This is a genomic window from Pedobacter sp. KACC 23697, assembly GCF_045348445.1.
Taxonomy (GTDB): Bacteria; Bacteroidota; Bacteroidia; order Sphingobacteriales; family Sphingobacteriaceae; genus Pedobacter.
In genome coordinates this window covers 39,759-59,403 of record NZ_CP157485.1, presented here as the reverse complement: position 1 = coordinate 59,403, position 19,645 = coordinate 39,759, and the positions used below count along the sequence as shown (strand labels likewise).

The window sequence follows — 19,645 nt, the reverse complement described above, 5'->3', positions numbered from 1 at the left end:
CTTAATTTTTTAGAAATTTTATTATAGACTCGCTTTCATGCATTTTAATCTTAAGAATGTACATCCCAGGGACTAGATTTTGTAAATCAAGTGTGATATCCCCATCACTTTGATGGTCTTTATTGTAAAGCTGAACCCCCATTGTATTAAAGATTTTAACATTCACATTTTGTGACGTTTCATTTGGAAGGTTGATATAAAGTAGCCTTTCCACCGGATTTGGACGGATATTAATTTTATCGGAAATAATAAATGTTTTATTTAACACACCTTGACAAGGCAAATCGGAACTTACGCTAAGTGAATTTATGCCATTATTTAATGGTAATGAAAGTTGGCCACTCGTTGAGTGATATGCTTTTCCGTTAAGCAATAGGTTATAATTTGCAGCTCCTGTAAGCGCTAGTGCCACTTTTTTATCACTCTGGTCAATGCTGGCATACAGTGTTAACGCTTTAGGTTCCGCTACCACAGCTTCAAAGCATTGCTTATAATTATTTTGGTTATCAATTGTAATACATAAGGTATAGGTGCCAGCTGGCAGATCGTTTATTGTAACACCAGTTGTAAATAGCTTTGTAGTTACCGTTAATCCGTTAACAAGTTTTAGTGTATAATTTAAATTCTTTTCGGCAGTTAAAATTATACTCCCATTATTATTGCCTTTACAAGTAACTGAACTTGTAGAGATTTTAAAATTATCTGCAGGAAGATTATATATCGCCTCTATTTCGACCAAATTTGAAGCAAGTGTTAGTCCATGATCGCTAATTTCTACCTGATAAGCAGCAGATTCGGAAGCGGTATATGATGAACCAACAACACCTGGAATTTTTACTCCATTCTTCTTCCATATATAGCTGTAACCGGTTTCTGGCAACACCCTGAGTTCAATAGATTCACCCTGAAAAAAAGTCGTTTTGCCCTTAGCTATAAGTTTTGGCGTTGGCACATAAATAAAATCTTTACCAACTACGCTTCCCGCAAGTGTGCTTATCGTGATATCGCCACTGGCTCCATTGCCAACAATAGCTTTAATTTCGTTTGCTGTTGAAGTAAAAGATTCTGCTTTTACGGCAGCAAAATCTACACTTGTCAAGTTGTTGAAGTTTTCGCCCAAAATAGTTACAGTCATTCCGTCGGTTGCAACTTTTGGTATGAAGTTTTTTAAAATCGGCAATGGTAGCTCAATTACTTTAATTATTTTCATGGCCAGCAAACTTTGTACAGCCACCGATGTAACTGAAAAGCCTATTGTTTTTTCGCCTTTTGAATTTGATGTGCTTAAATAAGTAACTTTTCTTAACGCTGTTTGCCACTGCGCCAAAGAAGTAGTATTACTTGTCGATGAAAGATTAAGCTGCCCTTTTATTTTGTCGTAAACCCCAACAATATTTTCAGTAGAAGCGTCCGTTTTCAAGGCAATTAAATCACCTTCATCAAAACTATCTATAAATTTTACCGTAGCCCCCGTTATTTGTTCAGTACCTTTATTCATTACGGTAACATCAGGATCTATAGCAACCGCAGGCAATTTACTTGTATAATTAGTGAAACCATCAGATGTCGTCAAAATTAAATCAGATGATAGAATCTGGTTCATCAGCAGGGCTGGTGATTTGGGCTTTTGTCCGGCATTCACCACCAATAAATCAGCCTTTCCGTCTTTATTAAAATCTGCTATTGTGGCAATACGGCAAACCTGAGGCAATGTAAAAATTAACGGCTTGCTAAACGATGTTTCATCGAATATTCCTGCTTTAGCAATGTTTTTATAAAAATATATAGCTGGATTTTCCTCATTAACAGAAGCTATAGCAAGATCGGGCTTTCCATCACCATTAAAGTCTCCCGAGTCAACAAATTGGGCTGGGAAATCAGTTGCGATGGATACCGTTGGTTCAAAATTGATATTACCAGTTGTTGAGGTATTTCTGAGCAAAAGCATGTATTTATATTGTAGCGAAATCAGATCTGTTTTACCATCGCCATCAAAATCACGGGCAACTATATGCCCTGCATCAGCTGCTATCCCACGGTAAAATGGTGTTGCAAATGTAAGCGTATTACTTCCCGGAACTGTTGTGTTTCGGAATACACATATTCTTTTCGTGCCATTTGATCCAGAAACAATCAGATCAATCAGGCCATCATTATCCAGATCTGCAAGTTCATACCCCCAGCTGGTTGAATACATTTCATCTATCGGTAACACTACACGGGTATATGGGTCGAAACTAACGCTTCCCCTTTTCGAATTATTTAAGTATATCCGCAGGTTTGGACCAACGTCAGGAGCAACAATATCGATCTTACCATCATTATTAACATCTCCAAGGTAAAACCGCTGAAAGCGGGTATTATCATCTAAGATATCAGGTAGAAATGTTAGGTTACATGCTTTTGTACTTGTGTTTTCGTAGATGGATATCTTGTCATTAAGAGTAATCACTTCCGGCTTGCCATCTCCGTCCAGATCAGCAATTTTCATGTAATAGCTCGCTTTATCCACATCTATCTCTCTTGCTTTATTGAAGTTTTCTGGAAAATGATCAGCATCACTTGATCCAGCCTTATAAATGGTGAACTTTTTATCAGCATTAGTAGCACCAACTACAATTTCTGCAGTCCCATCATTGTCAAGATCTGCAGCCGTTGCGCTGTAAACCTGTGGTCTGACAAACAGATTCTCCTTAATTTTAAAAGATACATCTGTAAAAGCAGCACCATTACCGGTACCCAGCTGTACTGTAAAGTATTTCGTGGTTGTAGCGCGTAATTTGTTCTCAATATTTAATACACTAATAAAATCATAAACGGCCCCTGGAGGCACTTCAACTATTAATTGTGTTGCGTTTCCAGAAATTATTTTTGCATTTACAGCTCCGAAATAAACGAGGTTTTTTTCCGGAACAGGGTTAAAATTAGCGCCTGTAATGGTTACCTTGGATTTTATAGCAGCCATAGCCGGACTAAACGAAGTAATAACTGGTGGGGTATCTTCTTCTGAGAACGTAGTGTTCTCAAAGAAAATTAAGCTGTTTCTATCGCTCCGCCATACCATGTCCGCTTTGCCATCATTATTTAAATCTAGGTACGCTTCTAATGAAGGAGTTGAAATAGTCCCACCATAGGCTACTTCATTACGTGCATTAAACTTAACAAATGCATTATATTTTGGATCTTCTATACCAACTGTTTTATTCTGATAAACGAATAAAGTGTCCTGCCATTCCGTTAAAAAAGCATTCTTACCCCTGATGGCATCATCCAATCCATCTCCGTTAAGATCTTCGTACACCCGGTTATTAGTATCAAAACGCCCATCACCGTTGTCGTTAGGATTGGTTACTAATTCTATTTTATTTGAAAAACTTATTGATGAGGCTGAGGTACTGGTATTCCTCATATAATACTCACTAAAGAGCATATCAGGTTTACCATCATTGTTTAAATCTTTAAATTTATATTCGAAACTGCTAGGTACTGTAGCAACCTTTTGAAATAATGAATCACTTACCATTCCAGGCGTGGTTCTATTTAAGGAAATACCCAGACTGTAATTATTATAAGTAAGGAGGTCTGGCTTGCTATCCCCATTTATATCTATCGGAGTAACATAATCATTCATTACTTTTTTAAAAGCCAAAGTTGGTGTATTTTCGCCCGTAACATTTCGGTAAGGAAAAAAATCGATTTTTCCATCTCCATCAATATCAATAGCATTTAGCCCCATTTGGGGCAATGATCTGGGGCTTTCAAAATCGATATTTCCGATTGTAGATTTATTTTTATAAAAAAGTGTATTCATTTGTTGCCAGACAAGGATATCCGGCAAACCATCATCATCCAGATCTTCGATCCTGAATGCATCGTCGCCTACGTCAGTTGCCAAAGTTACCTTGTCGCCAAAAAGCGCACAATCTATGTTGCCGCTACCGCTGTTTTTCTGAATAATTACCCTTTTATCTTCAGCCCGGTAAATCATATCCGGAAAGCCATCTGCATCCAAATCTTTAAATTGTATTTTATTGCCGAGATAATCAGGTGGCATCGTCATCCTCAATCGAAACCCAAAATCCGCAGCACTTATATCTTTAGGCTTGCGATAAACGTATTTAAACAACCTACTGTAACGTGCAGTACGCTTTGAGTTTTTATTCTGCACGCTTACCATAGCGGAAGCAGCTCCCAACGGCACTTTTACAGTAATTAAAGAATTACTTGCCGAAATTATTTCAGCCTTTCTACCGGCAAACAAGACGACATTATCTGCAATAGTTTCTCCGAAGTTATGCCCGCTAATTGTTATTGTTGCACCAACCGAGGCCATTATAGGCTCAATTGATGCAATTGTAGGTACTAATGACTCTTTATTTTTCCTAAATGTAATGGAATTATCGCGGTTAAGAGCAATCAAATCAGGTGTTCCATCATTGTTCAAATCTTCTGAAAGTAAAGTATAAGGAGAATTCGAAAAACTATAAAATGTAATGTTTTCGAACCAAGGTTTGTTGGGATTTGCTGGTGAATATATGTTTTTAAATATTGAAACCCTGCTATCGCTAACACTCGTTGTCATAATATCAATTTTACCATCTCCGTCTATATCATCTGTTACTATATCCCAGGGATCGTTGCCGATGTAATATTTAGACATAAGGCTAATCGAACTATTTGTAAATTTTCCCGACTCATAAATATTTTTGTAAATGCGCAGGTATTTAGCACTTCTTTGCGCAATAGCCAAATCTTTTTTCCCGTCGCCATCAATATCAGCGATTGCAAGTACAGAATTACTTGCAACATCCAATCTGGTTAGTGAAAAAGCATCTGAGCTTAAGACACTATTTACAATCCCGTTGTAAAATATATTTATAAAATTACCTACCCCACCTGAAGTAAGAATTTCTGGTTTCCCATCATTATTCATATCCGTAACAATTATACGACCGATGTCTCCATTACCAGAAATTGTTGTCTTCGAAGCAAATGAGTTATCTAAAATTTGATTAGGGCTACAATTATTTTTATAAATGGTTATACCAATAGTTCCAATTAATATATCCGGTCTGCCATCGCCATCCATGTCACTAACAGCTAATTTTTTTCCAGGATCATTGTTTGAAATAACTTCAGTCTTTGTGAAAGCCTCTGCACTTATCCCTGATGAAATATTATTTTTCAATATACTTATGACACCGTTTTCCACAACAATAATATCTGGTTTACCGTCGCCATCCATATCTGCTATTGCGAGGCTTTCAGCGTTGTATTTCGTTGGTAAATTTATTGAAGTTGAAAATGATGAGGAATTTAATAACTCAGAAGTGCTGGTATTGGATAAGATGGAAATAGATCCAGAACCAGTTCCCGTCTTAATAAATATAAGATCTTTCTTTCCATCACCATCCAGATCAGAAGCAATAATGGAAGAGATAAAAGAACCAATATTTCTAGTACTTTCAATGTCAAAATCAGACGCATATATCCTGTCTTTTCTTGAATAGGTTGTAATAAAACTATTTGTAGCAGATACAGCGAGTCCTGTAGTTTTGTTTAGTACATTGAAGGTTCCTACTGATCCTGTTTTGGGAATGAGTATAGTGAGCCGATTCGGAGTGGCAGATGTTACCTGAGCCTTCACCCCTGCAAAATAAACAATGTTGTTCTCTACAGTTGTACCGAAATTATCCCCATTAATTGTAACAGATGTTCCAGTATTACCAGACAAAGGCGAAAAAGAATTGATAACAGGAACTTGTGAATATGAATTATACCATGCCGTAAAGCACAGAAAAAAAACAATAAGGCGTTTCATTAATAAGAGCTAAATTAAATACCTAAGCTATGGATTATTTTTTGAGTGGCAAAAATAGTTTCCTTGTTTAGTTCAGCCTGATCTAGATTTATGACTATGAACAGGTAATAAAAGTTGGTATCCTAAAATTAATAAGACTATATCTTATGGTCAAAAAAGTATTGCTAAACTAAAAAATTAGCAAAATCTAAAAATCATATATTCAAAGGCTAAACATTATGATATTATTCTAGAGACAACACTATTAGCATTGACTTCTCCGAATTCAAAAAAAATGTTAACAAGCACTCCAAACAAATTCCGAAATGACTTATAGAAGTTGAAAAGTGAATGTAAATAATTTTGAAACTATACACACAGATCGATTTTACATAAATAGAAACATACTGTAAAACAGATTTATTTTGTTTTGACGAATTGATACCGGAGGCCTTAGTTAGCAGATCCAAAATGGTTAGGACAGAATCGTTCTAACCCACCTCTCCTTAGCGTCAACCGAAACGTCTCTAAGGCGTATGAATAGTATTGAGTCTACAGACTCAATACTATCAAATCAATGAAAAATAAAAACAAAGGCTTTTTTTTGATTTTAATGTCCCTCCCCTTCTTCTTCGGTATTTTTCACCTTGCTTAATAAGTCGTATGCGCCCTTTACCACTACCTTTGCATCATTAATCTGTTCTGCAAAAGAAACCTGGGTGTAACCATTCTCGGCAACACCCGTTTTTACTTCTATCATCCTGTAGCGATAAGTTTTATTATCCTTTTCAGCGGATTGATCTATAAATATGAACTTTTTACCATCAAATTCAACAATTGCCACATCTGGTAGTGCTTCAACCTTATTCATGCCGCTTTCTACATAAGCTTTAAGGTACATGCCCGGGAGCAGTTGTGTATCTTCCTGATCCAGGTGACAGTGGATTTGCACAGTACGCTCTTTACTGATTTCCCTGCCGATCAGATAAACCGTAGCCATACGTTCCTTTTCTTCGTTAGCGAGTACAAACCGAACCTTTTGCCCCAGTTTAAGCTTGGGTACATCTTTTTCAAACACCGTAAGTTCTGCATGTAAATGTTCGGTATCTGCAATTTTAAACAATACATCTGTTGTACTGGCAAAGGCACCCATATTGGTATTAACCTGTATAACGTAACCTGCAATTGGCGTATACAGGTTAAAAGTCTTCTGGATCTGTCCTTTTTCCAACGCTGAAAAATTAACATTCATGATGGAAAGTTTAGATCGTTGTCCCAACAGTCTTGCACTTACACTCTGGTATTCGCTTCTTGCTTTCTGCAATGCTTTTTTAGAATTTACGTTTTCTTTTGCCAATTCTTCCTGGCGGTCTAACTCCTCCCTCAGGAACTGTAGTTGGCTTTTATAATCCAGATAATCCTGTTGCATCTGAATAAATTCCGGATTTTGCATAACCGCTATGAGTGCCCCTTTGGCTACACGTTTTCCCTGCAGCATATCGGTACTTTTTAAAATCCCTTCCAGCGGTGTCGATATCGATACCAGGCTTTGTGGCGGGAGGTCAAGCATGCCATTTACTTTTGTTGTGCCGCTTAATTCCTTCAGTTCAATACTGCCGAGGGTAATTTCCGATAACTTGTATTGCTCCGGAGTAAGGGTTATGATGTCGCTCTTTTCGTGAACGGTTTCTTTTTCGGGTTCCTTTTCTTTACTGCGACGGCTACAGCCAGCCAAATAAAACAGAAAGGCTACCAAAATAAAATATTTATATATGGATCTCATGATATTTATGCTTAAAATGATTGGTTATTACCGGTTAAAAACGCTAACTGATTGATGCTCTGACTTAACTGGAGCAGGGCCAGCAGGCGCCCCTCATAAATTCCATTTGCTTGTTTAAGGTTCAGCAAATATTCCGAATAGCCTATTTCTCCGTTCTGGTAGGCAATTCGGCTATTTTTTAAGATCAACGCCGCATTGGCCAGCGCCGAAGTGATAAAATAATCGTAACGTTTCCTGTTTTTCAGGTATTCGCCCAGGGCTTGCTGATATTGGCCTGTTAGTTTTCGCTGCTGGAGTTCCAGATCGTTAGAGGCAATATCACGGTTAATTGATGCAGCCTTTGCCTTTGCTGAATAGCCCCTGTAAAATAACGGAACGGAAAGCCCTACCTGGAATCCCTGAAAACGTTTATCACGACTAAAGAAAACCTCGTTTCCATTAACGTTTTGAAAACCGGTTAGCGATTGGTTGAAATAGCCAAGGGTAAAATCGGGTAAAGCTTTGGCCACTTCTACGCTACGCTGTTTTTCGGCAATTACAATCTGCTGCCTGAAATAGGCAATGGCCGGGTTTTCATGTAGAAGCGCAGTATCACCGATAGAAATTTCAGGAGTTTCGGCTAAAAACCTGTCCGCAATTAAGGGTAAGCCACCCCGACCAAGAAGTGTAGCAAGCTGCGCTTTATAAATTTCGATATCAGATCCATTTTGGTCAAGCAGGCTTTGTACATCCTTCAGCTGTGTTTCTGCGGCTACCTTTTCAAGCAGGTTGCCCTCTCCTGTTTTATACTTCAACGAAGCCGATTTTACAAAACCTTTATAAATACTGTCTTGCTCAAGCAGTAGTTTCTCTTTAGAATAAAGGTACTGGAGATTCGTGTAGACCGTTTTTACCTGAAAAACAAGTTCGTTTTTACTGGAAGCAACTTGCAGCTGGCCCGCTTTGATACGTTCATCACTTAATGCCGCATTTGCAGCAAAAAGCGTTGGAAAGGGAATATTTTGCGAAATGGTAATGTTATTGTCGTTTTTAACCAGACTATTGTATTGCCCGTAAAGCATAGATACTTCTGTTTTTGGTATTTCGAAAGCGCCTTTCCTGAGTGCCTGTTGCAACCCTACACCAAGGTTAGCTCCGTTAATTGCCCGGTTGTTTTCCAGTGCCGAAGATACCGCCTGTTTTAGGGTTAGCGCTGTTTGCGCCTGAGCAGGCTGCAATCCAAACAAAGTAATAAACACAACTATAATGCCTGCGACCGGTAAGATTTTTACTTTTTTACGCCCTATTTTTTCTATCCAGATATAAAGCACCGGAAGCACCAAAAGGGTTAACAATGTTGCAGAGATGAGTCCGCCAATAACAACCGTTGCCAATGGGCGTTGCACTTCGGCACCGCTGCCACCCGAGATGGCCATTGGAAGAAAGCCCAGAGAGGCTACAAGGGCCGTCATAATAACCGGACGAAGCCTGACTGAGGTTCCTGTTCTGATAATTTCTAGCATATCTTTCATTCCTTCTTTTTTTAACCTGTTAAATTCACTGATGAGAACAATACCATTAAGTACCGCCACACCAAATAACGCTATAAAGCCTATGCCAGCTGAGATACTAAATGGCATGCCCCGTGCCCATAGGGCGAATACACCACCAATAGCCGATAACGGGATTGCGGTAAAAATTAAAAGTGCGTGTTTAATGGATGAAAAAGTAAGATAAAGCAACAGTAAGATGAGCAGTAAGGCCAGTGGCACTGCAACACCTAATCTTTTATTCGCTGCCTGCAGGTTCTCAAAAGTACCGCCAAAAGTTGGATAATAACCTGGTGAAAACTTAACCTCTGTATCAATCTTCTGCTGGATTTCCTTTACAATACTTTCCACATCTCTTCCCCGCACATTAAAGCCAACGGTAATGCGCCGCTTTGCATCATCGCGCTGAATCTGGTTCGGGCCTTCCCTATACTGGATATCAGCCAGTTGCTCCAGCGGAATCTGGTTACCATTGGGCGCAGTTACAAACAGATTTTTCACATCTTCAAGCGACTGCCTGTTTTCTTTTTCCAGGCGGACAACCATATCGAACCGTTTTTCGCCTTCGAATACCAGGCCAGCCACTTCTCCGGCAAAGCCTGAACGGATAGCCGTATTCACATCCTCGATGTTCAGTCCGAACTGTGCAATCTTCTCCCTATGAAATTTGATGATCACCTGCGGAAGTCCTGAAGCCTGTTCCACATAAACATCCTGGGCACCCTCAATTTTCCCTGCAATAGCACCGATCTTTGCTGCATATGTACTCAGCTTCGAAAAATCCTCTCCATATATCTTAATCACCACATCCTGCCTTGCACCAGTCATCAGTTCATTGAACCGCATCTGGATGGGCTGCTGGAACCCGAAGGTCACGCCAGGAATGTACTGTTCAAGTTTGGCCTGCATTTTTCCGGCAAGTTCATCCCTGGTTGAAGCACTGGTCCAATCCCCCTTATCCTTTAAAATAATCATCAGATCGCAGGCCTCTACCGGCATAGGGTCGGTAGGAATCTCGCTGGAACCAATCTTCCCGATAACCTCTTTTACTTCAGGGAAATTTGCTTTTAACACTTTTGCAGCCCGTGTAGCGGCCTCAATGGTTTGTGATAAACTGCTTCCGGTAAGCACCCTGGTTTCGACGGCAAAATCGCCCTCTTCCAATGTTGGAATAAATTCTGCACCCAGGTAATTAAAAATGATGAGGCCAAGCACAAATAACCCCAACGCAATACCTACCACGGCCACTCTTGCCCGAAGTGCAAAATTGAGCATTGGCGAATATACCCTTTGAAAAAAGGACATGATCCTGTCTGAGATATTTCTTTTGGTGCTGATGGTTTTATTTAGAAACAGCGCACTCATCATCGGCACATAAGTTAATGATAAGATAAAAGCACCCAGGATAGCAAAAGCGACCGTTTGGGCCATTGGCCTGAACATCTTGCCTTCTATACCGACCAATGCCAGAATCGGCAGGTAAACGATCAGGATAATGATTTCGCCGAAAGCAGCACTGTTACGAATTTTGGAAGCAGATTCAAAAATCTCTGCATCCATCTCCTGCTGACTTAATCTACTTTTATTTTTTCGGATACCCAGATGGTGGAGAGATGCCTCCACTATGATCACTGCTCCATCTACGATCAGCCCAAAATCTATGGCACCAAGGCTCATCAGGTTTCCGCTGACACCAAAAAGGTTCATCAGGCAGATGGCAAAAAGCATGGCAAGCGGAATAACCGAAGCCACAATCAATCCGGCACGGAAATTCCCCAAAAGCAGTACCAATACAAAAATCACAATCAATGCACCTTCTGCCAGGTTTTTGGTCACCGTACCAATGGCACTGTCTACCAACTTTGTACGGTCTAGGAATGGCTCGATCACCACGCCCTCCGGAAGATTCTTCGCGATCTGATCCATCCGGGTTTTGACATTCGCAATAACCTTCGAAGAGTTAGCGCCTTTTAGCATCATCACTACTGCTCCTACTACCTCGCCCTGATCATTTCTGGTCATGGCACCGTACCTGGTGGCCGCACCGATCCTTACCTCAGCAACGTTTCGGATCAGCACCGGAATACTGTTCTCATTGGTCCGAACAACGATGTTCTCAATGTCTTCTATACTGTTAATGAGTCCCTCGCTTCTGATAAAATAGGCATTGGGCTTCTTATCAATGTAAGAGCCACCGGTGTTCTGATTATTTTTTTCAAGCGCCTTAAAAATATCGCTGATGGATATATCCATACTTCTGAGCTTGTCGGGATTAAGGGCAATTTCATATTGCTTAAGGTACCCTCCAAAACTGCTTACATCTGCTATGCCCTCTACGCCCAGGAGCTGGCGGCGAACAATCCAGTCTTGAATGGTGCGGAGCGCTGTGGCATCATATTTTTTTTCATATCCTTTTTTAGGGTGGATTACATATTGGTAAATTTCTCCAAGTCCGGTAGTTAATGGCGCAATCTCAGGGGTGCCGATCCCTTTCGGAATAGCCCTTTCTACCTCGGTAAGTCTTTCACTTACCTGTTGGCGGGCCCAGTAAATCTCTACATTTTCCTTAAACACTACCGTAACAACTGAAAGGCCAAACCTGCTAAAGGAACGGACTTCCTCTATTCCGGGAATAGTAGCCATAGTCTGCTCAACCGGGTAGGTGACAAAGCGCTCAATATCTTCTGCGCCGTTGCTTGGCGAGGCGGTAATAATCTGGACCTGGTTATTGGTAATATCAGGAAGGGCATCTATGGGCAGCTGCCTGAGGGAATATATACCCCAGGCTATGAGCGCCAGTATCATAATTCCCACCAGCAGTTTTTGCCTGATGGAGAACTGTATTATTCTGTTCAGCATTGTCAGTTTAATCAAAATCAATAAATAGCAGGCATCATTGCACTTATGGTGCAAAATATGCATGTACGTAGCATAATCATTTTCATGGACATCGCCATGAGATGAAAGATTGATTAAATGAGTTTAGGCGGTTGCCAAATATCGAGTGGTTGTTTTTTCAATGCCGAGCACTGGAAAACCGGGTATGGTTTCCGGAACACCGGAACAATCAGGTTTGTTAACTTTTCGGATGGGAAGTGCTGACCGACCGAGCAGCAGGCACAGCTGCAGAATGGCGGACAGGATTCGCCATGCATATGCCCGGCTTTTGATTGATCGCTGTGCACAATGCTTTCGGTGTGAGACCTGGAAACCATATCTTCTTTGTCCTGACAGGGCATTAGGCCCAGAAGGATCAGGTAAAAAGAAAAAAGGAATACAAAGTTTTTCACTAAGGGCAAATGTAGTGATTTAAGTATTTAATTTACAAAGCTGGTTTTTATTAAATCACTATACTTTTTTAAAAGTAAAAAATTATCACCTCTACAAGTAGACTCGATACCTTAAGTATCATTATAGATGCAAAGTGATGTGTTAAGGAATGTTGGTTATTTTTATGGCTTGCATTTTTTTGAGCCCTTACATGAATACTAACCTTAGTACCGATTTGGCCGGCAAGCCACATTATCCAATATTAGATGGCCTTCGCGGTGTCGCTGCTATAATAGTTGTCACTTTTCATTTAACCGAACCACTGGGCACCGGCCACCTTGATATTCTGGTTAACCACGGTTACCTGGCGGTAGATTTTTTCTTCTTACTGTCGGGTTTTGTAATGGGTTATGCCTATGACGACCGATGGAATAAAATGAGTGTTGGCAGTTTTTTCAAACGCCGTATCATCCGCCTGCAACCCATGGTGATTTTGGGGATGACTCTCGGCGCTATCGGATTTTACTTTACAGATTCCACCATATGGCCGCTCATTCACAGCGTTCCCATCTGGAAGGTGCTGCTGGTACTCCTGATCGGTTATACCATCCTGCCAGTACCTTTATCGCTTGATATCCGCGGCTGGCAGGAAATGCACCCCATGAATAGTGTAGGCTGGTCCTTGTTCTTCGAATACATTGCCAATATTCTTTATGCATTATGGATCAGGAAATTTTCTAAAACGGTATTAAGTATCTTTGTGGTTATCGCAGCTATTGCATTGGCACAACTGGCCATTACAAATGGTGATCTAAGTGGTGGCTGGACACTGAATGTAGAACAGGTACGTATTGGACTTACCCGTACCCTTTATCCGTTTTTTGCCGGTTTATTACTTTCACGGATGGCAAAACCCACCCGGATTAAAAATGCCTTTTTATGGTGCAGTCTTTTAGTAGCACTGGTACTTTATATGCCCCGTATCGGCGGTGCTGAACATCTGTGGATGAACGGAATTTATGAATCTTTATGCATTATCATTGTTTTTCCACTTATTGTGTATATTGGGGCCAGTGGTATATTGCAAACACAAACGGAGCACAGGATGTGCAAATTTTTGGGTGATGTATCTTATCCACTTTATCTGATACATTATCCTTTAATTTATTTTTACGTGGCCTGGATCAGTAATCATAAGGGTACTACCATAATACAGGCCTGGCCTTATGCCTTACTTATTTTGGTTGGCAGTATTTTTTTGGCCTATGCCGCCTTAAAGTGGTACGATGAACCAGTGCGCAAATGGCTGCGAAAAAAGTCTGCACAGACATGATTATCATTCTATATTTCGTTAGCATTAGCCACAGCATCAGGTATAGTATACAAAAGCATGTTTTTAACACTTCTGACATCATAGTTTTAAAAACACAATTTTTTATCCCAGTTGCACCAATTAATTATATTTGGAGTATCGACTGGAATCATCAATTAAAAAATGCTAATTAACCAAAAATGGAACAAAAAATACTATCTGAATTAACTGACCAAGAACTGTTGCAAGAAGCAAAGAAGAAGAAATCGGCAGCCATCATGAATGCACTGTTAATAGGGTTTCTGGCTGGCATTATATTTTTTAGCGTGGCTAAAAATACTTTAGGCTTCTTAACCCTCATCCCTTTGTTTTTCATCTATAAATTGGTCAATAATTCTAAATATGATAATGGCGAATTAGAAAATCTTTTAAAAGAAAGAGGACTAAAGTAGTTTTTTTAAAAAAAATAATTCTCAATTGAGCGACTGACAAGCTGTTGTCATAGACTGGTTTTAGTTTTGTTCTATTAAATAATACAACAAAATATCAGCAGTTATGATTACTAAAAGAGAATTACTACAACATTGGTTAGGCCACAGAAAACTAACCCGAAAAACTATTGAAAAATTCCCTGAAAAAGAGTTATTTGAATTTTCGATTGGTGGAATGAGGCCTTTTTCTTCATTAATTAAAGAGCTAATATCGATTGATGTACCTGGCTTAAAAGAGATGGTTACCGGAGAAACAGGGACTTTTAGCCATGATCTTCCATTGAACACCAAAGAAGAGATCCTGACAAGATGGGATGAGGATACTATACAAATCGAAGAATACTTTAGTCAAATAAATGAGGATCAGCTTCATGAAACCCTTAAGTTATTTGGAATGTATGAGTTTACCATTATAAGTCACCTCTTATATTTTATCGATAATGAAATACACCACCGTGGCCAGGGTTTTGTGTATTTGAGGGCATTGGGTATCGAGCCTCCATTTTTCTGGGATCGGTATTAAAATAAACAGCCGGTTTTATAAGTTGTAACGGTAACTTTAATTTGCGATCGTTGGCAGGGTGCTAATCTAAAAATCGTCATTGCGAGGAGGCTTCGTCGTTCCTCCACGCAATGACGATAATCTGAGGGGATTTTTTCTAATATAAACTAAACTCTAACATTACGATATTACCTCTTTAATTTTTATCCTTTTCAAACCAGCCTCCATGATCTCTACCAGCTCATGATTTAAATGGGCTGGTTCTATAATTTCAGCTATATCAACAAATTTAATAAACCAGCGTACAAAAGAAACAACAGGAAGGGAACAGTCGAAATACATCAAAACAAAATCATCTAAAATTTCCTCTCCTGTAAAGCCGAAAATCTGGCGGTCCCAGTATAAGAAATTTGCGTACTTCCGGTCTACCCTGATTTCGATTTTCGTTCTGGTTTCAGACACGCCTTTATTACGGAATTCATGAATTGGCGGGTGCGAAATGGTAAAGTTTTCTTCCAGTACCCAAACTTTTTTAATCCTGTCCAACCTAAAATTGCGGTAATCTTTCCTTAAATGGCAATAGGCTAAAAGATACCAGCAACCATGTTCGTAAAATATACCTATGGATTCTACTGATCTGCCAACTGCATGAACATCACTACTTTTGAGGTAGTCGATGTGGGTTATCTTTTTCTTTAAAGTGCTATTGAGCAATACATCGATAATGTTGGGCAGGTAATCATTGGATGTTAAGTTATTTTTAAGATGTATGGTATCTTCTAAATGCAAAAAATCTCTTTTTTGATGCACCTGGAATGAACTTTTTATCTTAATCAATGCTGCCTCAAAATGTTTTTTTACAAATTCGGTTTCATGTTTCTGCATCACTTTTTCGGCAACCATTAAACTCAGAATTTCTTCCTGACTAAACCTGGATGGCTGTAGCCTAAAACCTTCCATAATGGAGTAACCAGATCCGGATTCATTCACAATCGGAATGCCCGCCACCTCCAGGGCCTTTAAATCCCTGTAAATTGTTCTTAAGCTAATCTCGAAACGCTTTTGTAATTCTTCAGCAGATACAACAGATTTAGACTGCAATAGAAAAAAAATCTGTAGTATCCGGTCAAATCTTTTGGTAATGTCCATTTGTTAAAAATGCAGGTATTTAATTTAACAGCTAATTAATGTGTTTGCCCTTGCCGGGAACTAAAATTAATAAGCATCATGCAAATTTAGCATACTTTGTGACAGCCTGATGGCAGCGGCGATAATAGTTTTGAAGTGGTCAGAATTAAATAACAGTACAATCAAATACGATACAACCATCGCATCCACTTAGTGATGTATGAGGAATTTAAATATAGGAAATGGTTATAATCACCGTCCAGATCAAACTGAACACACATCCAAAATAAAACATTGGCATGTTTTGTTTCAGGTTTTTCTTAACGAAGACGGCATAAACGATCCAACCAAAAAAGGCAATAAAATAGAGTGGAACCGCAAATAACAACATATACCTAAAATTAGTAATCAAATATAGCAATTAAAGCAAGATCACAATTCATTAATAAGTAGATACGTTTAAGATTTTAAGACACCGTACAATTATTTTGAAGTATGAATACAGTGATGTTAATCGCAACGCAACTCATGGCATTACTGATTAATTTTCTTTTTTACAGCTTTATTTTGGGTAGCGAACAATACACCACCGAGTGCTGCAGTTAAAAAGATACCCTCATAAATCCATAACGTTTTTTTCTTTTTAAAACCACGATAAAGAGTATGAGCAGCCATTACACCGAGGCCAACAAACTCTATATTGCGCTGCAACCTTTTCGATGAATCCTTATTTCTGATTAAAACAAGACGCATTAGTTCGTCTATTAAACTGATGTTTTTGGAAACGCCTTTTCTAATCTGCCTTTTACTTGCCGGAACACCTAGTTTCTTTGCTGCACTTTGTAAACCTGTAGTGGTAATCTCATTAATCAACCGTGTTTTCGTATCATTTTTTTCCATATCGCTTTTCATAGGTTCTATTATTTTAACCCCACTCAAAAGATATAGTTTTGATAAAGTTATTTTTATGATAAAATCACCAGATCAATATCCTTCATGGCCAGGTTTTTCAACAGTCCATTAAAAACCGCTGTACGTAAAATTACCTGAAAAATATTAAGATGGGGTTTGCCGATGCATATCGTGGTAACTTCTTTTTCAGTGGCGATATCGATAATGGTTTTGGTAATGGCATTGCTTTTTATTTTAATTACTTCTGCACCCAGTTCGGTAGCCAGTTTAAAATGGTTAATCAGATGACGTTGCTTATCCAGTTTAATGCGTTCCATGCTTTCACTATCGCTTTGCACATACAGCACCATCCATGGCGACCGGTAATAGGAAGCCAGTCTGGCTGTTTTCCGGATCACTACCCCTGCGGTTTCGGCATTGGAAGAAATACAGGCCAAAAAGCGTTCAGGCCTGAGCTTAATTGATTTGGGAATTTCAGTCTGGATTTTCCGTTCTACCTGATGCACCACCTCTTTTAGCGCCAACTCGCGCAGCTGAAGAATTTTATCGGATTGGAAAAAATTACTTAATGCCCTTTCAATTTTTGATTGATCATAAATTTTCCCTTCTTTAAGACGGGTAACCAGTTCATCAGCCGTAAGGTCGATATTTACGATTTCATCAGCTATTTCCAGTATTTTATCCGGGATCCGTTCGGTAACAGCTATACCTGTAATCTGCTCGATTTCTTCATTGATGCTTTCCAAGTGCTGGATGTTTACTGCAGAGATTACACTGATTCCTGCCTCGAGCAGATCGAAAACATCCTGCCAGCGTTTGGTATTTTTACTGCCCCCGGCATTGGTATGGGCAAGTTCATCCACAATTACAATTTCAGGATGGCGGTTCAAGATCCCCTTGAGATCCATTTCCTCGATTTCTTTGCCCCGGTAAAAGATTTTCCGCCTTGGAATAACCGGCAGACCTGCAACAAGTGCTTCTGTTTCCGCCCTTTTGTGGGTCTCCACATACCCAATGCAAATATCTACGCCATTTCGCAGTAATGCATGCGATTCCTGAAGCATACGGTAAGTTTTACCCACGCCAGCACTCATGCCAATATAGATTTTGAGCTTTCCGCGCCTGGATTTTTTAACCAGATCTAAAAAGTGCCTGACCGATTCTTCTTTTTGTTCTTCTTCCATCGTTTTTACCAGGTAACATTCATTACTCCTTTTTCGATCAATATCGTAATCGCAACAATCATAACCAACGTAAATAATAAGATCATAAACCTGAAAGAGATTTTATGATAAAGCAGTTTAAAATATTTTTCTGTGGCATAACTTCTTTTTTTTGCACCTGTTTTATTCCTTTTTAACGAATTCAATTTTCGCATCATTAATATTCCTAAGAACGCTAAAAACAGGCTGAATATGATTTCTATGTAGGGATGCATTGTTTTATTTTAGAGTACTTTTAAAAGAGTGGTCGTCATCTCGACTGGAGTGCAACGGAATGGAGAGATCTTCGGACTAAGTTAAAAAATTTCTCGACTGCGCTTCGCTCCGCTCTAAATGACGAAAACTGGGGAGATTAAAACGATACTGCAATACTCGCCGTTAAACTTGCATTGCCGTTAACCGCAGCACCTTCTCTTGCAAATATTTTGTCTTTGCTATCATAGGCTTTCCCTTCCAACCTTACAACAGCATTGGCGATTGGCGAGTAATCAAGATTTAAAGAGTAACCTTTGGTTTTAAAACCTTGCGGTGTTCCTGTGACGATAAAAATTCCATTTTTATCTTCATAATATTCAAACCTACCTGCAACGGCCCATTTCGGTGCAAATTTGTATTGTGCAATGGCTACAGGAGAAATGACTTCGTTTTTATCGCTGCTGCCTTTTTGTTTCTGTTGCGTGCCGTAGTCAAATCCGAGGGTTAAACCAAATTTATCGGTAAGCTGAAAAATTCCATAAACATTGTGGTAAACCCTGTTTAAGCGAACAGAATCGGCCCCTTCTGTACCAAGATAATTGCTGTAGTTTACCGTAATTTTATCTGTTGGTTTCCAGGTCAGCTGAAGTCCGCCGGCCGGTTTATTATTTCCATTCTGGCGGGTAATGCGCTGCCATCCGTTTAAGTACAATGCGGCAGCCGTAAATTTTCCATCTTTGGTACCATAAGTAATTCTGGCACCCGATTCGTAATAAGGTGTATTTTCTGAAGAAATATTTCGGGTAAGTACCCAACAATCTTTCGAAACCGCACTTTCGAAACCGATGTGCGAAGAAAAAATTCCGGCGTCAACCCAAAGATTTTCTGTTTTGGATAATTTTACCCCGGCATTGGCCTCCAGGATATTTTTCAAAACTCCGGGCTCCGCAGCCAGATTGGCATTGGCATAAGTTCCGGCCATTACCGCTAAATTAGCCCTGATCAAACCGCTATCATAAGCTGCCTTGATAAAACCAAGGTTCAGGTTTATTTCGTTTGCGCGATTGTGGGAATAAATAAAACCCGGGCGGTTATGGTCAGCAGGTTTGTTAAAATCGTATCCGTAATAAGCTTCAAGGTAACCGCCTACTTTAATTTTTGGTTCTTCCTGTGCATTAGCGAAGAACCCTGTGGTAAGTGTAGCGGCAAGTAATAGTAATTTTTTCATTTTATCTGATTGTTTTATATTGGGCAAAGCCTAAGGCCCAGGTGAGTTGGCACCAGACCAGAAAGCATTACCGTTGTTATTGTTTTGGGAAATTGTTTAAATAATGGTTGTGAGTCTAAGCCTGTCGACAACGCGTCAATTGTTGAAATAACAACTTTTAGTTATTCGATAAGTTCAGGATAACAGACACCCAAGAAATGTCGTCATTGCGAGGAGGAACGACGAAGCAATCTTTCATGCTAGCGACCGTTGCAATAAAGATTGCTTCGCCG

Annotated in this window: 12 protein-coding genes; 3 read left to right on the top strand and 9 right to left on the bottom strand. The window is 39.5% G+C overall.

Annotated features, from left to right (window positions below):
• Position 1: 1 nt before the first annotated feature.
• The 4 genes from ABEG20_RS00230 to ABEG20_RS00215 all read right to left on the bottom strand — a co-directional run bounded on the left by ABEG20_RS00230 (position 2) and on the right by ABEG20_RS00215 (position 12,402).
• Positions 2 to 5,821, bottom strand: a complete 5,820-nt coding sequence (locus ABEG20_RS00230; protein WP_406825413.1) for an FG-GAP-like repeat-containing protein — start codon at positions 5,819 to 5,821, stop codon at positions 2 to 4.
• A gap of 589 nt (positions 5,822 to 6,410) precedes the next feature.
• Positions 6,411 to 7,583: an efflux RND transporter periplasmic adaptor subunit gene (locus tag ABEG20_RS00225; protein ID WP_406825412.1), complete on the bottom strand. Its 1,173-nt coding sequence runs from the start codon at positions 7,581 to 7,583 to the stop codon at positions 6,411 to 6,413.
• Between the two features lie 11 nt (positions 7,584 to 7,594).
• Positions 7,595 to 11,971: a CusA/CzcA family heavy metal efflux RND transporter gene (locus ABEG20_RS00220; RefSeq protein ID WP_406825411.1), complete on the bottom strand. Its 4,377-nt coding sequence runs from the start codon at positions 11,969 to 11,971 to the stop codon at positions 7,595 to 7,597.
• Positions 11,972 to 12,084: 113 nt separating this feature from the next.
• A complete protein-coding gene (locus tag ABEG20_RS00215) occupies positions 12,085 to 12,402 on the bottom strand; it encodes a DUF6660 family protein (protein WP_406825410.1) in 318 nt (105 codons plus the stop codon).
• 191 nt (positions 12,403 to 12,593) lie between these two features.
• Between ABEG20_RS00215 and ABEG20_RS00210 the strand changes: the two genes are divergently transcribed.
• The 3 genes from ABEG20_RS00210 to ABEG20_RS00200 all read left to right on the top strand — a co-directional run bounded on the left by ABEG20_RS00210 (position 12,594) and on the right by ABEG20_RS00200 (position 14,708).
• Positions 12,594 to 13,715 (top strand): acyltransferase family protein, encoded by a 1,122-nt coding sequence (locus tag ABEG20_RS00210; protein ID WP_406825409.1) that lies wholly within the window; start codon positions 12,594 to 12,596, stop codon positions 13,713 to 13,715.
• A gap of 179 nt (positions 13,716 to 13,894) precedes the next feature.
• The gene (locus tag ABEG20_RS00205) at positions 13,895 to 14,146 is read left to right on the top strand and encodes a hypothetical protein (protein ID WP_406825408.1); all 252 of its coding nucleotides are present in this window, start codon (positions 13,895 to 13,897) and stop codon (positions 14,144 to 14,146) included.
• A gap of 103 nt (positions 14,147 to 14,249) precedes the next feature.
• Positions 14,250 to 14,708: a DinB family protein gene (locus ABEG20_RS00200; RefSeq protein WP_406825407.1), complete on the top strand. Its 459-nt coding sequence runs from the start codon at positions 14,250 to 14,252 to the stop codon at positions 14,706 to 14,708.
• Positions 14,709 to 14,867: 159 nt separating this feature from the next.
• On the opposite strand, the gene ABEG20_RS00195 is transcribed toward ABEG20_RS00200, so the two are convergent.
• The 5 genes from ABEG20_RS00195 to ABEG20_RS00175 form a co-directional block, all read right to left on the bottom strand.
• Positions 14,868 to 15,836 carry a helix-turn-helix transcriptional regulator gene (locus tag ABEG20_RS00195; protein ID WP_406825406.1) on the bottom strand — a complete coding sequence of 323 codons (969 nt, stop codon included), beginning with the start codon at positions 15,834 to 15,836 and terminating at the stop codon, positions 14,868 to 14,870.
• 513 nt (positions 15,837 to 16,349) lie between these two features.
• Positions 16,350 to 16,727: a hypothetical protein gene (locus ABEG20_RS00190; RefSeq protein WP_406825405.1), complete on the bottom strand. Its 378-nt coding sequence runs from the start codon at positions 16,725 to 16,727 to the stop codon at positions 16,350 to 16,352.
• Positions 16,728 to 16,780: 53 nt separating this feature from the next.
• Positions 16,781 to 17,911: a sensor protein KdpD gene (locus ABEG20_RS00185; protein ID WP_406825404.1), complete on the bottom strand. Its 1,131-nt coding sequence runs from the start codon at positions 17,909 to 17,911 to the stop codon at positions 16,781 to 16,783.
• Between the two features lie 5 nt (positions 17,912 to 17,916).
• A complete protein-coding gene (locus ABEG20_RS00180; RefSeq protein WP_293743699.1) occupies positions 17,917 to 18,165 on the bottom strand; it encodes a hypothetical protein in 249 nt (82 codons plus the stop codon).
• A gap of 137 nt (positions 18,166 to 18,302) precedes the next feature.
• Positions 18,303 to 19,373: a porin gene (locus tag ABEG20_RS00175; RefSeq protein ID WP_406825403.1), complete on the bottom strand. Its 1,071-nt coding sequence runs from the start codon at positions 19,371 to 19,373 to the stop codon at positions 18,303 to 18,305.
• Positions 19,374 to 19,645: the final 272 nt, after the last annotated feature.

Excerpts from the sequence above, each read along its gene's own strand:
- ABEG20_RS00210 (WP_406825409.1), top strand. The coding sequence starts at position 12,594 with ATGAATACTAACCTTAGTACCGATTTGGCCGGCAAGCCACATTATCCA.
- ABEG20_RS00195 (WP_406825406.1), bottom strand. The coding sequence starts at position 15,836 with ATGGACATTACCAAAAGATTTGACCGGATACTACAGATTTTTTTTCTA.
- ABEG20_RS00225 (WP_406825412.1), bottom strand. The coding sequence starts at position 7,583 with ATGAGATCCATATATAAATATTTTATTTTGGTAGCCTTTCTGTTTTAT.
- ABEG20_RS00200 (WP_406825407.1), top strand. The coding sequence starts at position 14,250 with ATGATTACTAAAAGAGAATTACTACAACATTGGTTAGGCCACAGAAAA.
- ABEG20_RS00175 (WP_406825403.1), bottom strand. The coding sequence starts at position 19,373 with ATGAAAAAATTACTATTACTTGCCGCTACACTTACCACAGGGTTCTTC.
- ABEG20_RS00185 (WP_406825404.1), bottom strand. The coding sequence starts at position 17,911 with ATGGAAGAAGAACAAAAAGAAGAATCGGTCAGGCACTTTTTAGATCTG.
- ABEG20_RS00220 (WP_406825411.1), bottom strand. The coding sequence starts at position 11,971 with ATGCTGAACAGAATAATACAGTTCTCCATCAGGCAAAAACTGCTGGTG.
- ABEG20_RS00180 (WP_293743699.1), bottom strand. The coding sequence starts at position 18,165 with ATGCATCCCTACATAGAAATCATATTCAGCCTGTTTTTAGCGTTCTTA.
- ABEG20_RS00190 (WP_406825405.1), bottom strand. The coding sequence starts at position 16,727 with ATGAAAAGCGATATGGAAAAAAATGATACGAAAACACGGTTGATTAAT.
- ABEG20_RS00230 (WP_406825413.1), bottom strand. The coding sequence starts at position 5,821 with ATGAAACGCCTTATTGTTTTTTTTCTGTGCTTTACGGCATGGTATAAT.
- ABEG20_RS00205 (WP_406825408.1), top strand. The coding sequence starts at position 13,895 with ATGGAACAAAAAATACTATCTGAATTAACTGACCAAGAACTGTTGCAA.